We start from the raw sequence: 13,056 nt of genomic DNA on the forward strand, positions 1-13,056 counted from the left end.
TCATCTCCTGATCCGGAAGCGAGCACGGGAGCGCTCGTCGTCGGTCTCCGCGGGGCGCGCCGTGCCGGGGCTGCTGGCGTGCGTGGTGGCGGTCAGGCCCACGGGCTCGTCGGGCTGGGTCACGACGTCGCCGATGATGTCGGCGGCGAGGTGGCGGATCGCCTGCGAGGCCTGGTGGTCGGGGCGCTCGACGACGATCGGCGTGCCCGCGTTGGTCGAGGCGGCGATCTCGATCGCGGTGGCGAACCGGGCCGCGATCCGCATGCCGAGGATCGACTCGACCTTCTCCGCCGACAGCCCGACGGCGTCGTCGGCGCGGTTGAGCAGCAGGTGCCGGTGGTCGGGGGCGATGCCCAGCAGGTCGAGCGTCTCCAGCGCGACCTTCACGTTCTTCAGCGTCGGCACGTCGAGGGTGGCGACGATGACGCACTCGTCGGTCTCGTCGAGGGCGGCCAGCACCTGCTCGTCGAAGGCCGGCGCGGTGTCGACGACGATGTGGTCGAAGCCCTCGCGCAGGGTCCGCAGGACGGCGCCGACCAGCGTCGGACTGACGCGCTCGCGGACGTCGGGGTGCGACGGTGCGGCGAGCACCATGAGCGAGTCGGCCTGGCGGGTCAGCAGTCCGTCGATCTGCTCGAGGTCGAGGCTGCCCTCGGCGCCGATGGCGTGCTCGATGGAGTGGCTCGGGAAGAGCTGCATCGTGATCGCGACGTCGCCGAAGGCGAGGTCGAGGTCGACCAGGCAGACCCGTCGGGCCCCGCCCTGGTTGAGCGCCAGCGCCAGGTTGACCGCCACGGTGGTCTTGCCGACGCCGCCCTTGGGCGAGAAGACGGTGACGATGGAGCCGCGGCGCATCGCCCCGGCCGGACCGCGCAGGGCGACGAAGAGCTGGTGAGCGCGGGCCACGGCCGCGGTGAGGGCCTCGGGGTCCTCGGCCTCGACGACGTCGCGCGCGCCGGCCTTCATGGCCGCACGCAGCACGTCGGCGTCCAGGCCCTCGCGGACGAGGACCACCGTCACCGTGGGCCGCGAGATGCGCAGCTCCTCGCAGACGCCGAGCGCCTCGTCGAGCTCGAGGTTCGGGCCGAGGACGACGATGTACTCCTCCGGATGCTGGGAGAGCCAGCCACGGGCGCGCTCCAGGGTCTCCACGCCCTGGCTGCCCGTGGGGAGGCTCCGCAGCAGCGCGGTGACGCTGTCGCTGGCCGGATCGACGACGACGGGCATGGCTCAGCGCTGCTTCGCGAAGAGGTTGGTGGAGTCGACGCTCGTGGTGTCGTTGACCTTCGCCTCGGAGGTGAGCAGGGCGAAGGTGAGCTCGCCGGCCCCCTGGGCGTAGAGGATCCGCTGGGCGTCGGTCTGGCTCAGCGCCAGCGTGAGCAGGGTGCGCGCGACGGTCTCGGCCGGCTGGGCGGCGTCCTGGGCCGGGGCGGCGACGGGCTGCGGGGTGCTGGAGCCGACGCCGAGCACCGTCACGCGGGTGAGCAGGGTGCGGGTGAACGGCTGGCCGGTCGTGGGGCTCTTGCCGGAGTAGATGACCGCGACCTCGGCGCCGGGGTTGAGGAAGCCGGCGACGCGGGCGGGGTCGCTGAGGTTGATCGAGATCGCCATCTTGCCGGCGGGGATGGGCAGCGTCGTGGCGGCCGCGGCGTCCTTGCCGAGCTTCTCGGGCACGACCTGCTCGCCCGGGTAGAGGGTGGTGAGCGCCTCGAGGTCGGAGATGCCGTCGGTGGTGGTGGCGGCGCCCGGCAGCAGCTGGTCGGCGGCGACCGGCTTGAGGGCGAGCTTCCCGGCGGCGGCGGCGGCCGAGATGCTCTCGCCCTGGTCGATGCGCGCGGTGGCGACGAGCACCTGGGACGTCGCGTAGCGGTCCTCGGCGCGGGCGTCGGCGCCGCGCACGTAGAGGAACACCAGGACGGTCCCGAGGGCGGCCACCAGGGCGGCGGCGATCAGCAGCACTCTGCGTCGATCCATGTGGGGTCAGGCCTTTCGGATCGCCGGACGCGGGTGCGCGCACCCCGACCAGCATTGCGTCCACGCCCGCGCCCGAGACGGGCGTGAGCGTGGAACCCGTCAGGCCTGGGTTCGGCCGTCCGGCCCCCGACCTGAGGGATCCGGCGCGACCGAGCCTCGGATCGGGCCCCCGGCGACCCCCGGCGACCCCCGGCGACCCCCGGCGGTGCTCAGCGGTAGAGCGCCGCGACCTCCTCGCGCTGCTCGCGCATGACGACGGCCCGCTTGAGCTTGAGCGAGGGCGTCAGCTGGCCGCCCTCCTCGGTCCACACGTCCGGCAGCACCGCGAAGCGGCGGATCGACTCCGCCCGGGAGACGGCCTTGTTGGCGTCCTCGACGGCCGCCTCGAGCTCGGCCTGCAGGTCGGGGTCCTCGAGGAGGTCCTCGACCTCGCCGGACTTGCCCTGGGCCTGCGCCCACAGCGGGAAGGACTCGCGGTCGATGGTGATGAGCGCGCCGATGTAGGGCTGGCCGTCGCCGACGACGATGCACTGGTCGACGAGCGGGTGGGCGCGCAGCCGGTCCTCGAGGACGGCCGGGGCGACGTTCTTGCCGCCGGCGGTCACGAGGATCTCCTTCTTGCGGCCGGTGATGCGCACGAAGCCCTCGTCGTCGATCTCGCCGACGTCGCCGGTGTGGAACCAGCCGTCGGGCTCGAGGGCCTCGGCGGTGGCCTCCTCGGCGCCCCAGTAGCCGACGAAGACCTGGCCGCCGCGCATGAGCAGCTCGCCGTCGTCGGCGACGCGCACGGCGGTGCCGCCGAGCGGACGGCCGACGGTGCCGACCTTGATGGCGTCGGGGAGGTTGACGGTGGCCGCGCCGGTGGTCTCGGTGAGGCCGTAGCCCTCGAGGATCGTGACGCCGATGCCGCGGTAGAAGTGGCCCAGGCGCTCGCCCAGGGGCGCGCCGCCGGAGACGGCGAAGTGGCAGCGGCCGCCGAGCGCGGCGAGGAGCCGGCCGTAGACCAGCCGGCCGAACAGCGCGTGCTGGGCGCGCAGCCGCAGCGGCACGCGGCCGGCGTCCTGGGCCCGGGACCAGGCGATGGCGGTCTCGGCGGCGCGGTCGAAGATGGCGCCCTTGCCGTCGGCGGTGGCGCGCTGGGAGGCGGTGTTGAAGACCTTCTCGAAGACGCGGGGGACCGCGAGGATGAAGGTCGGCTGGAAGGCGCCGAGGTCGTCGAGCAGGTTCTTGATGTCGGCGCTGTGACCCAGCCGCACCCGCGACTTGATGCAGCCGACCTGGATGATGCGGGCGAAGACGTGGGCCAGCGGCAGGAACAGCAGCGTCGAGGCGCCCTCGGTCTCGAAGAGCCGCTCGAGCTCCTCGACGGCCACGCCGAGCTCGGTCATGAAGTTGCCGTGGGTGAGCATGCAGCCCTTGGGACGGCCGGTGGTGCCCGAGGTGTAGATGAGGGTGGCCAGGTCCAGCGGCGTCGCGGTGGTGCGGCGCTGCTCGAGGTCGCCGTCGGAGACCTCCTCGCCGAGCCGGCCGAGCACGTCGACCGCGCCGTCCTCGAGCGACCAGACCTGGCGCAGGGCGGTGAGGTCGGGGCGCACGGCGGTGACCCGCGCGAGGTGCTCGGGGGTCTCGGTGACGACCGCGACGGCGCCGGAGTCGCCGAGGATCCAGGCGATCTGCTCCTGCGAGGAGGTCTCGTAGACCGGCACCGTGACGGCGCCGGCGAACCAGATGGCGTAGTCGAGCAGGGTCCACTCGTAGCGGGTCTTGGAGATCAGCGCGACGCGGTCGCCGGGCTCGACGCCGGCGGCCACGAGGCCCTTGGCGACGCTGCGGACCTCGGCGAGGAACGCGGCCGCGGTGACGTCCTCCCAGGAGCCGTCGGCGCCGGGGCGGCTGACCACCACGGCGTCCGGGGCCTCCTCGGCGTTGCGGACGACGTCGTCGGTGAGGTTCCCGGTGGACGGGATCTCGACGGCCAGCGGCGTGGCGAACTCGCGCACGGCTCCTCCTTCGCATCGCACCCGGGGGTGCGGGGGTCTCGGGTCGGCCGGCCCGGCCGGGGCGGAGCGCCGGAGCCGGGTGCCACACGCGGGACGAGGGTCGGGCGCGGGACGGCCGCCCAGCAGGCTACCGCCCAGTACGCCGCAGGTCCGATCCGGTAGGCTCGCACCGCCCCGCAGCGCGGGGCCGAACGCCGCTTCAGGAGCCCGCCCCGTCCGGGCTCGAGACGCGCCTGCGGGCGCCAGCCGAGGGAGGACCCGTGGCCGAGCAGACCACGTCGTCGATCGTCGTCGAGGCCGCCCCCGGCGCCGTCATGGAGGTCATCGCCGACTTCGCCTCCTACCCCTCCTGGGCGAAGGGCGTCACCGTCGCCGACGTCCGCTCCGAGGGCCCGGGCGGCCGCGCCGCGCAGGTGTTCTTCGCCCTCGACGTCGCCCCCATCAAGGACGAGTACACCCTCGCCTACACCTGGGACGGCGACCGCCAGGTCACCTGGACCCTCGTCGAGGGCAAGATGCTGCGCGCGCTCGACGGCGCCTACCTGCTGCGCGACCGCGGCGACGGCACCACCGAGGTCACCTACCGCCTCGCCCTCGACGTCAGCATCCCGCTCATCGGCATGCTCAAGCGCAAGGGCGAGAAGATCCTCATCGACACCGCGCTGAAGGGTCTGAAGAAGCGCGTCGAGTCGATCGCCTGACGGGCCGGGCTCCGGCTTGCGCATCCTCCTGTTCACCGGCAAGGGCGGCGTCGGGAAGTCGACGATCGCCTCCGGCACCGCGGCCCTGAGCGCGGCCTCGGGCGCGCGCACCCTCGTGCTGAGCACCGACGCCGCGCACTCGCTGGCCGACGCCTTCGGCACGCCCGTGGGCGCCGAGCCCACGCAGGTCGCCGAGCGGCTCTTCGTCCAGCAGGTCGACGCGCAGCTGCGCTTCCAGCAGTCGTGGGCCGAGATCCAGGGCTACCTGCTCTCCGTGCTCGACGTCGCCGGCGTCGACCCCGTCGCCGCCGAGGAGCTCACCGTGCTGCCCGGCGCCGAGGAGGTGCTCGCGCTGCTCGAGCTGCGCCTGCAGGTGCTCTCGGGGGCGTGGGACACCGTCGTCGTCGACTGCGCGCCCACCGCCGAGACCCTGCGCCTGCTCGCGCTGCCCGAGGCGCTCGGCTGGTACGTCAACCGGGTCTTCCCCGCCGAGCGGCGTCTGCTGAAGGCCCTCAAGCCGGTCCTCAGCCGCACCGTCGGCGTCCCGCTGCCGGGGGAGGGCGTCGTCGACGCCCTCGAGCGGCTGCACGCCGAGCTCGCCGAGGTGCAGGCCCTGCTGTCGGGCCCGGACGCCTCGGTGCGGCTCGTGCTCACCCCCGAGCAGGTCGTGCTCGCCGAGGCCCGCCGCAGCTGGACCACGCTCTCGCTGTTCGGCTACCGGGTCGACGGCGTCGTCGCCAACCGGGTCTTCCCCGGCGCTGAGGCCGACGCCTGGCGCACCGGCTGGGTGCGGGCCCAGGACGCCGTGCTGGCCGAGGTCGAGCAGTCCTTCGCCGGTCTGCCCGTGTGGCGCTCCACCTACCGCGACCGCGAGCCGGTGGGCGTCGAGGCGCTGCGCACGCTGGCCGCCGACGTCTACGCCTCGCGGCCCGACGTCGCGCCGTTCGCCGCCCCCGCCGGCGAGGGCCCCTTCCGCGTCGACCGCACTGAGCGCGGCGCCGTCCTCCACCTCGCGCTCCCGCTGGCTCAGCGCGACGACGTCGACCTCGCCCGCCACGGCGACGAGCTCGTCGTCACCGTCGGCTCCTACCGGCGCGTGCTCGCGCTGCCCGCCGGGCTGAGCCGCCTGCGGGTGGCCGGCGCCCGGGTCGACGCCGGCCGGCTGCGGGTGCGCTTCGTCGACGACCAGGCCCCGGCCGCCGACGCCGGCTCGCCCGAGCCCGCCCCCTCCGCCGAGGAGGCGCTGCGATGAGCCCCCAGCCGCCCGAGGACAAGCCCGGCGACCAGCCGGAGGACCAGAACCCCGGCCCCGACGACGACCTCGGCACGGTGGCCGAGGAGGCCGCCAAGCTCTTCGGCGCGCTGGCCGGCTGGGCCGGCGACCAGGGCACCGACTGGGGCCGCGGCGTGGCCGGTGCGGCCGGCGCCGCCGCCGGCTCGGCCGCCGAGATCGCCGCGCACCTGCACGAGGGCCTGCGCGACGGCCTCGCCGAGAACCTCGCCACCGGCGCGCCGGAGTGCCGCTGGTGCCCGGTGTGCCGCACCGTGCACGTCGTGCGCGAGCTGAGCCCCGAGGTGCGCGCCCACCTCACCAGCGCCGCGAGCTCGCTCATCGCGGCGGCCGCGGGCATCCTGGCCACCACGGTGCCGCCGGACGCCCGCAAGGACGCCGGGACCGGCACCGGGCGCGTGGAGCGCATCGACCTCGACGACGAGCCGTGGCCCGAGGAGGACCAGTGAGCCTGACCTGCGGTGTCGACATCGGCGGCACGAAGATCCTCGGCGGCGTCGTCGACGAGAGCGGCGAGATCGTCGAGGAGCTGCGCGTGGAGTCGCCGGCCACCGACGTCGAGGCGATCGAGAAGGCCGTCATCGACCTCGTCGGCCAGCTGCGCGAGCGCCACGAGATCGAGGCGGTCGGCGTCGGCGCGGCCGGCTACGTCGACAAGACCCGCTCGATCGTCATGTTCGCGCCGAACATCGCCTGGCGCGACGTCGACCTCAAGGCCGAGCTCGAGGACGGCACCGGCCTGCCGGTGGTCATCGAGAACGACGCCAACGTCGCCGCCTGGGGCGAGTTCCGCTTCGGCGCGGGCCACGACGTCGACGACCTCCTGCTGGTCACCGTCGGCACCGGCGTCGGCGGCGGCGTGGTGCTCGACGGCGAGCTCTTCCGCGGCGCCTTCGGCGTGGGCGCCGAGATCGGCCACCTGCGCGTGGTGCCCAACGGGCTGCTCTGCGGCTGCGGCAACCTCGGCTGCCTCGAGCAGTACGGCAGCGGCTCGGCGCTGGTCCGCGAGGCGCGGCGTGCGGCGGCCGGCGGCTCCCTCCTGGCCCGTCACCTGCTCGACCTCGCCGGTGGCGAGGTCGAGGCGATCACCGGCCCGATGATCACCGAGGCCGCCCGCGGTGGCGACCCGTTCAGCATCGAGCAGCTGGCCGACCTCGGCCGCTGGCTCGGCGAGGGCCTCGCCTCGCTCGCAGCCGTGCTCGACCCGGCGGTCATCGTGCTCGGCGGCGGGGTCAGCGAGGCGGGCGAGCTCCTCCTCGGCCCGGTGCGCAGCGCGTTCGGCGCCAACCTCACCGGCCGCGGCCACCGTCCGCTCGCCGAGGTCCGACGGGCCCGGCTGGGCAACCGCGCGGGCCTCATCGGCGCCGCCGACCTCGCCCGCCGATGAGTCGCCGATGAGTCGCCGATGAGTCATGCAGCGCTGCCCGCGGTGGGCGCCGATCCGCTGGTGATCGGCGTCGACGTCGGCGGCACCAAGGTGCTGGCCGCCGAGATCGACGCCGACGCCCGCGTGCTGCGCACCGCCGCGCGCTCGACGCCCGGACGCCGCGTCGAGGTCGGCCTGCTCGAGGCCGCGCTCACCGAGGCCGTCGAGGAGGTCGCCGCGGGCCGCCCGGTCGCCGCCGTCGGCCTCGCGGCCGCGGGCTTCGTCGACGGCGCGGGGGAGCGGGTCATGTTCGCCCCGCACCTGCCCTGGCGCGGCGAGGCGGTGCGCGCCCGGCTCACCGAGCGCTGGGGCACCCGCGTCGTGCTCGACAACGACGCCAACTGCGCCGCCCTGGCCGAGGTCGCCCATGGCGAGGCCGGCGGCGTCGCGGCCGCCCTGGTGATCACCCTCGGCACCGGCATCGGGGGCGCGGTCGTGCTCGACGACCGCGTGCACCGCGGCCGCAACGGCATGGCCGGCGAGTTCGGGCACATGCAGGTCGTGCCCGACGGCCTGGCCTGCGAGTGCGGCAGCCGCGGCTGCTGGGAGCAGTACTCCAGCGGCAACGCCCTGGCCCGCTTCGCCCGCGAGCGCATCGGCCACGAGAAGACGCTGCTGGAGCGGCTGTGCGGAGGCGTCCCGGAGCGGCTGGTCGGACCGATGGTCACCGAGGCCGCCGAGCAGGGCGACGCCGTCGCGCTGCAGGCCTTCGGCTCGGTGGGCGACTGGCTCGGCGTCGGGATCGCCAACCTGGTGGCCGCCTTCGACCCCGACGTCGTCGTCGTGGGAGGCGGCGTGTCCGCCGCCGGCGACCTCCTGCTCGAGCCGGCGCGCGCCGCGCTCACCCGGGCGCTCGTCGGAGCGTCCCACCGCCGCGTGCCGCGCATCCGGCGCGCCCGCTTCGGCCCGGAGGCCGGCGTCGTCGGCGCGGCCGTGATGGCCCGCGCCGCGCTCCCCTCGGCCTAGTCGGTCGGTCGCCGTCCCCGCAGCGGCGAGACCGTGCCCGGGCCGGTGCGCGGCTGATCGGGGTCCCAGGTGTCGGGGTCGGCGGGGTCGTCGGGCAGCGCGCCGAGGAACGAGAGCGCGGCGTCGTGCAGGTGCCCGTTGCTGGCCAGGGCGTTGCCGCCCCACGGGCCGTCGGCGCCGTCGAGGGAGGTGAACCGGCCGCCGGCCTCGCGCACGATGACGTCGAGGGCGGCCATGTCGTAGACCTCGAGCTCGGGCTCGGCGGCGAGGTCGACCGCGCCCTCGGCGAGCAGCATGTAGGACCAGAAGTCGCCGTACGCGCGGGTGCGCCAGCAGCGCCGCATGAGGGAGACCATGTCGTCGAGGCGGCCGCGCTCGTCCCAGCCCGAGAGGGAGGAGTAGGACAGCGAGGCGTCCTCGAGGCGACGCACGTCGGAGACCTGGCAGCGGGTGGCCTTGAGCAGCGACTTGCCGGTCCAGGCGCCGCCGCCGGCCGAGGCCCACCAGCGACGCTGCAGCTGCGGGGCCGAGACGACGCCGACGACGACCTCGTCGTCGACGACCAGCGAGATGAGGGTGGCCCACACCGGCACGCCGCGCACGAAGTTCTTGGTGCCGTCGATGGGGTCGATGATCCAGCGACGCGAGCCCTGGCCGGTGGTGCCCTGCTCCTCGCCGGTGACGGCGTCGCGCGAGCGCACCCGCGAGAGGGTGCGTCGGATGGCCTCCTCGACCCCCTGGTCGGCGTCGGTGACCGGGGTGAGGTCGGGCTTGGCCATGACGTGGAGGTCGAGCGACTTGAACCGCGCGGTGGTCAGCGAGTCGGCGTCGTCGGCCAGCACGTGGGCCAGGCGGAGGTCGTCGGTGTGGTCGGTGGACACGGGTCCACCCTAGTGATGCCCCGCGGGCTCAGAAGTCGGGGACGCTGCGCGCGGCCAGCAGGCGCCGGAAGGACTGCACGCGATCGGGGTCGGCCAGCCCCTCGGCGAGGGCGTCGTCGAGGGCGCACTCGGGCTCCTCGGCGCCGTGGGTGCAGCCGCGCGGGCAGTCCTCGGTCATCTCGTCGAGGTCGGGGAAGGCCTCGATGAGCTGCTCGGGACGCACGTGCGCCAGCCCGAAGGACCGGATGCCGGGGGTGTCGATGATCGCGCCGCCGCCGGGCAGGTCGAGGAGGTAGGCGGAGGTGGAGGTGTGCCGCCCGCGGCCGGTGACGGCGTTGACGTGGCCGACCTCGCGGTGGGCGTCGGGCACGAGCGCGTTGACCAGCGTGGACTTGCCGACGCCGCTGTGCCCGACGAGCACCGAGGTGCGGTCGGCGAGCCGCTCGCGCAGCTCGGCGAGGTCGCCGCCGCGCTGCGTCACCACCCACGGGACGCCGAGGGAGCGGTAGGTGGAGAGCAGGATCTCGGGGTCGGCGAGGTCGGCCTTGGTCAGGCACAGCAGCGGCGTCATGCCGCTGGTGAAGGCGGCCACGAGCGCACGGTCGATGAGGCCGTGCCGCGGCTCGGGGTCGGCCAGCGCCGTGACGATCACCAGCTGCGCGGCGTTCGCGACGATCACCCGCTCGACGGGGTCGTCGTCGTCGGCGGTGCGGCGCAGGGTCGTCGTGCGCTCCTGCACCTCCACGATCCGCGCGAGCGAGCCGTCCTCGCCGGAGGTGTCGCCGACGACGCGCACGCGGTCGCCGACGACGACGCCCTTGCGGCCCAGCGGCCGGGCCTTCATGGCCATGACGCGCGGGTGCTCGGCGTCGTCGAGCTCGAGGGTGAAGCGGCCGCGGTCGACGGTGACGACCACCGCGTCGACGGCGTCGTCGTAGGTGGGCCGGTCCTTGGTGCGCGGCCGGGTGCGACGGCGCGGCCGCTCGTAGTGCTCGTGGTCGTGCTCGGAGTAGCGCCCGTGACGTCCCGCCATCGCTCGCCCTCAGCCGACCCGGGTCACAGGAGCCCGGACCAGAAGCCGGCGAAGTCGGGGAAGGTCTTCGACGTGGTCTCGACGTCCTCGACCTCGACGCCGTCGACGACCGCGCCCACGACGACCGCCGCGTGGGCCATGCGGTGGTCGCCGTAGGTGCCGAACACCCCGCCGTGCAGCGGCGTCGGCCGGAACGACAGCCCGTCGGGGCGCTCCTCGACGTCGGCGCCGAGGCGGCCGAGCTCGGTGGCGAGCGCGGCCAGCCGGTCGGTCTCGTGATGGCGGATGTGCGCGACGCCGCGCAGGTGGCAGGGCTCGTCCGCGAGCGCCGCCAGCGCCGCGACGACGGGGGTGAGCTCGCCGACGTCGTGGAGGTCGAGGTCGACCCCGCCGAGCCGCTCGGGGCCGGTGACGCGCAGGCCGTCGTCGTCGAGGAGGGCGGTGCAGCCGAAGGCGGTGAGGATCTCGCGGAGCGCGTCGCCGGCCTGCGTGGTCGCGCGCGGCCAGTCGCGCACCAGCACGCTGCCGCCGGTGGCCGCGGCCAGCGCGAGGAAGGGGCCGGCGTTGGAGAGGTCGGGCTCGATGAGGTGGTCGACGGGCGTGATCGGCCCGGGCGCGACGTGCCAGCGGTTCGCGTCGGAGTCGTCGACGTCGACGCCGTGCTGACGCAGGATCGCCACCGTCATCTCCAGGTGGGGGAGCGAGGGCACGGGCTTGCCGACGTGGCGCACGTCGACGCCGTCGTCGTAGCGGGCCCCGGCCAGCAGCAGCGCCGAGATGAACTGCGAGGACGCCGAGGCGTCGAGGGTGACGGTGCCGCCGCGCAGCCCGCCGGCGCCGCGCACCGTGAAGGGCAGCGCCCCGCGGCCGTCGTCGTCGATGACGGCGCCCAGGCCGCGCAGGGCGGTGAGCACCTCGCCGATGGGGCGGGTGCGCATGTGGGCGTCGCCGTCGAAGGCCACCGAGGCCGAGGAGAGCACCGCCACCGGCGGCACGAACCGCATGACGGTGCCGGCCAGGCCGCAGTCGACGGTCAGCGGCGCGTCGGAGGAGGCGCCGACCAGGCCCGGCGTCACGTGCCAGTCGTCGCCGCTGGTGTCGACCCGCGAGCCGAGCGCGGTGAGGGCCGCGGCCATCAGGCGGGTGTCGCGCGAGCGCAGCGCCCGGCGCACCGTGGAGGGGCCCTCGGCGATCGAGGCGAGCAGGAGCGCCCGGTTGGTGAGCGACTTCGAGCCCGGCAGGCTCACGGCGAGGTCGACGGGGCGGCGGAAGCGGGGGGCGGGCCAGGGAGGCGTCGCCGATTCATGCACCGAGTCGTTCACCGAGTCGTGGGCCGGGAGGTTCACCGGGGCAGCCTATCGAGAGACGACCGACGCCCCCGCCGCGCCGGTCGGGGCGCGGGACGGGGGCGTCGTCGTGGAGTCGTGGGCCGGGATCGGCTCAGCTCAGGACAGCTTGGCCTTGGCGATGCGGGCCTCCTGCTTGGCGGCGCGCTTGAGGACCTTGGTCTCGCGCTGGACGTCCTTGGCGGCCCGGCGCGCGCGCCAGGAGACGCCCGGCTTGCCGTCGGTGTCGCCGGCGGCGATGAGCAGGCCGCCGAGGATGGAGAGGTTCTTGACGAACTGCAGGCGCTGGGCCTTCTTCGCCTCGACGGTGTCCTCCGCCCAGAACGGGTGGCCCGCGACGGTGGTCGGCAGCAGCGAGGAGGCCAGCACCGCGGCGGCCAGACGCGGCGAGCGACCCGACGCGAAGGCGGTGGCGGCCAGCAGCTGGACGCCGGCGTTGAGGCGCACGAGGGTCTCGGGGTCCTGCGGCAGCTGCGGGACGGCCTGCCGGGCGACCGGCACCAGGCGCTCGGTCACCGGCGCGGCCTTGGGGGCCAGGGCCGAGGAGTTCTTGATCGCGTTGGCGGCACCGAGGAAGAACGTGCTGGCGAGCAGGGGACGGGCGACGAGGCGGCTCAGGGACATGTCGTCCAACCTAGGCGGGGTGCTCGGGGGCCCGTAGCCCTCAGGGGGTGAGGACGAGCGACGCGCTGCGTCCGGCGCCGTCGGAGGTGCGGGTCACGTGCACCGCCACGGACGTCCCTCCGCCCGGCGGCGGGATCACGCGCAGGGTGAGGCGGGCGGCGTCGGCGCGGACGGCGCACGTCACCGTCCCCAGCCGGAGCACGCCGCAGCCCGGAGCCAGGCCGAGCATCGGGGCCGGGGTGGAGGCGTCGAGGGTCACGACGCCGCCCTCGCCGAGGCCGCGCACCTGCACGACGACGGTGTGGGCCACGCCGAGCAGGGACCCGTGGGAGACGCCGAGGGTCGGGGGCGTGGTCGGTGGGCTCGGGCTGCCGGGGTCGGTGGGCTCGGGCTCGTCGGGGTCCGCCGGACTGCCCGTCGGACCGTCGGTGGCGTCGGTGGCGTCGGTGGCGTCGGTGGCGTCGGTGGCGTCGGGGCCGTCGACGGGCTCGCCGAGGGTGCTCGTCGGGACGGTCGGGCTCCCGGGCTCCGTCGGGAGGTCGTCGGCTCCGAGTGCCGGTGCGGCGGGGTCCCCGCCCGCAGTCGAGGACGGGCGTCGCGACGGCGAGGTGGAGGTCGGCGGTCCGCTCGGCGCAGCGCTGCCGCCGGGGATGCGCGCGCCCGGCGCGGCGTCGTCGTCCGCGAGCTGGTGGACGACCACCGCGCCCCCGACCAGGCCGGCGGCGAGCAGGAGCGCGAGGAGCCCGGCGGGTCCGGCGATCCAAGCCAGGACGCCGCGTCGCGCGTCGTCGTCGCCCGGATCGCTCACGGCCCC

At 75.3% G+C, this 13,056-nt stretch carries 13 protein-coding genes; 5 read left to right on the forward strand and 8 right to left on the reverse strand.

Annotated elements, in window-relative coordinates; genetic code table 11:
* The 3 genes from ACZDWJ_RS06275 to ACZDWJ_RS06285 all read right to left on the reverse strand — a co-directional run bounded on the left by ACZDWJ_RS06275 (position 1) and on the right by ACZDWJ_RS06285 (position 3,974).
* Positions 1-1,227 carry an AAA family ATPase gene (locus tag ACZDWJ_RS06275; RefSeq protein WP_463520075.1) on the reverse strand — a complete coding sequence of 409 codons (1,227 nt, stop codon included), beginning with the start codon at positions 1,225-1,227 and terminating at the stop codon, positions 1-3.
* A gap of 3 nt (positions 1,228-1,230) precedes the next feature.
* Positions 1,231-1,974 (reverse strand): Flp pilus assembly protein CpaB, encoded by a 744-nt coding sequence (gene cpaB / locus ACZDWJ_RS06280; RefSeq protein WP_463520076.1) that lies wholly within the window; start codon positions 1,972-1,974, stop codon positions 1,231-1,233.
* A gap of 209 nt (positions 1,975-2,183) precedes the next feature.
* Complete coding sequence (locus tag ACZDWJ_RS06285; RefSeq protein ID WP_463520077.1) at positions 2,184-3,974, reverse strand: AMP-dependent synthetase/ligase; 1,791 nt, start codon at positions 3,972-3,974, stop codon at positions 2,184-2,186.
* A 260-nt stretch (positions 3,975-4,234) separates the two neighbouring features.
* On the opposite strand from ACZDWJ_RS06285, the gene ACZDWJ_RS06290 reads away from it, so the two are divergent.
* From ACZDWJ_RS06290 to ACZDWJ_RS06310, 5 genes are read left to right on the forward strand one after another with little or no spacing between them, the layout of a single operon-like run.
* Positions 4,235-4,675 (forward strand): SRPBCC family protein, encoded by a 441-nt coding sequence (locus ACZDWJ_RS06290; RefSeq protein ID WP_463520078.1) that lies wholly within the window; start codon positions 4,235-4,237, stop codon positions 4,673-4,675.
* A 16-nt stretch (positions 4,676-4,691) separates the two neighbouring features.
* A complete protein-coding gene (locus ACZDWJ_RS06295; RefSeq protein ID WP_463520079.1) occupies positions 4,692-5,927 on the forward strand; it encodes an ArsA family ATPase in 1,236 nt (411 codons plus the stop codon).
* Positions 5,924-6,415, forward strand: coding sequence for a hypothetical protein (locus ACZDWJ_RS06300; RefSeq protein WP_463520080.1), 492 nt, complete (start codon positions 5,924-5,926; stop codon positions 6,413-6,415). The genes ACZDWJ_RS06295 and ACZDWJ_RS06300 overlap by 4 nt, the downstream gene beginning before the upstream one ends.
* Positions 6,412-7,353, forward strand: a complete 942-nt coding sequence (locus ACZDWJ_RS06305) for an ROK family glucokinase (RefSeq protein WP_463520081.1) — start codon at positions 6,412-6,414, stop codon at positions 7,351-7,353. Before ACZDWJ_RS06300 ends, ACZDWJ_RS06305 begins: the two co-directional genes overlap by 4 nt.
* Before the next feature lie 18 nt (positions 7,354-7,371).
* Positions 7,372-8,358, forward strand: coding sequence for an ROK family protein (locus ACZDWJ_RS06310; protein ID WP_463520082.1), 987 nt, complete (start codon positions 7,372-7,374; stop codon positions 8,356-8,358).
* Here ACZDWJ_RS06310 and ACZDWJ_RS06315 read toward each other — a convergent pair.
* The 5 genes from ACZDWJ_RS06315 to ACZDWJ_RS06335 all read right to left on the reverse strand — a co-directional run bounded on the left by ACZDWJ_RS06315 (position 8,355) and on the right by ACZDWJ_RS06335 (position 13,050).
* Complete coding sequence (locus ACZDWJ_RS06315) at positions 8,355-9,239, reverse strand: inositol monophosphatase family protein (protein ID WP_463520083.1); 885 nt, start codon at positions 9,237-9,239, stop codon at positions 8,355-8,357. The two genes, ACZDWJ_RS06310 and ACZDWJ_RS06315, sit on opposite strands and share 4 nt — an antisense overlap.
* A gap of 28 nt (positions 9,240-9,267) precedes the next feature.
* Entirely contained in the window at positions 9,268-10,272 is a 1,005-nt protein-coding gene (gene rsgA / locus ACZDWJ_RS06320; protein ID WP_463520084.1) for a ribosome small subunit-dependent GTPase A, read from the reverse strand.
* 23 nt (positions 10,273-10,295) lie between these two features.
* Positions 10,296-11,618 carry a 3-phosphoshikimate 1-carboxyvinyltransferase gene (gene aroA / locus ACZDWJ_RS06325; protein ID WP_463520085.1) on the reverse strand — a complete coding sequence of 441 codons (1,323 nt, stop codon included), beginning with the start codon at positions 11,616-11,618 and terminating at the stop codon, positions 10,296-10,298.
* 99 nt (positions 11,619-11,717) lie between these two features.
* On the reverse strand, positions 11,718-12,242 hold the full coding sequence (locus ACZDWJ_RS06330; RefSeq protein ID WP_463520086.1) for a DoxX family protein: 525 nt from the start codon (positions 12,240-12,242) through the stop codon (positions 11,718-11,720).
* Between the two features lie 40 nt (positions 12,243-12,282).
* Positions 12,283-13,050 (reverse strand): hypothetical protein, encoded by a 768-nt coding sequence (locus ACZDWJ_RS06335; protein WP_463520087.1) that lies wholly within the window; start codon positions 13,048-13,050, stop codon positions 12,283-12,285.
* Positions 13,051-13,056: the final 6 nt, after the last annotated feature.

The sequence above is a fragment of the Nocardioides sp. B129/18 genome (assembly GCF_055282735.1).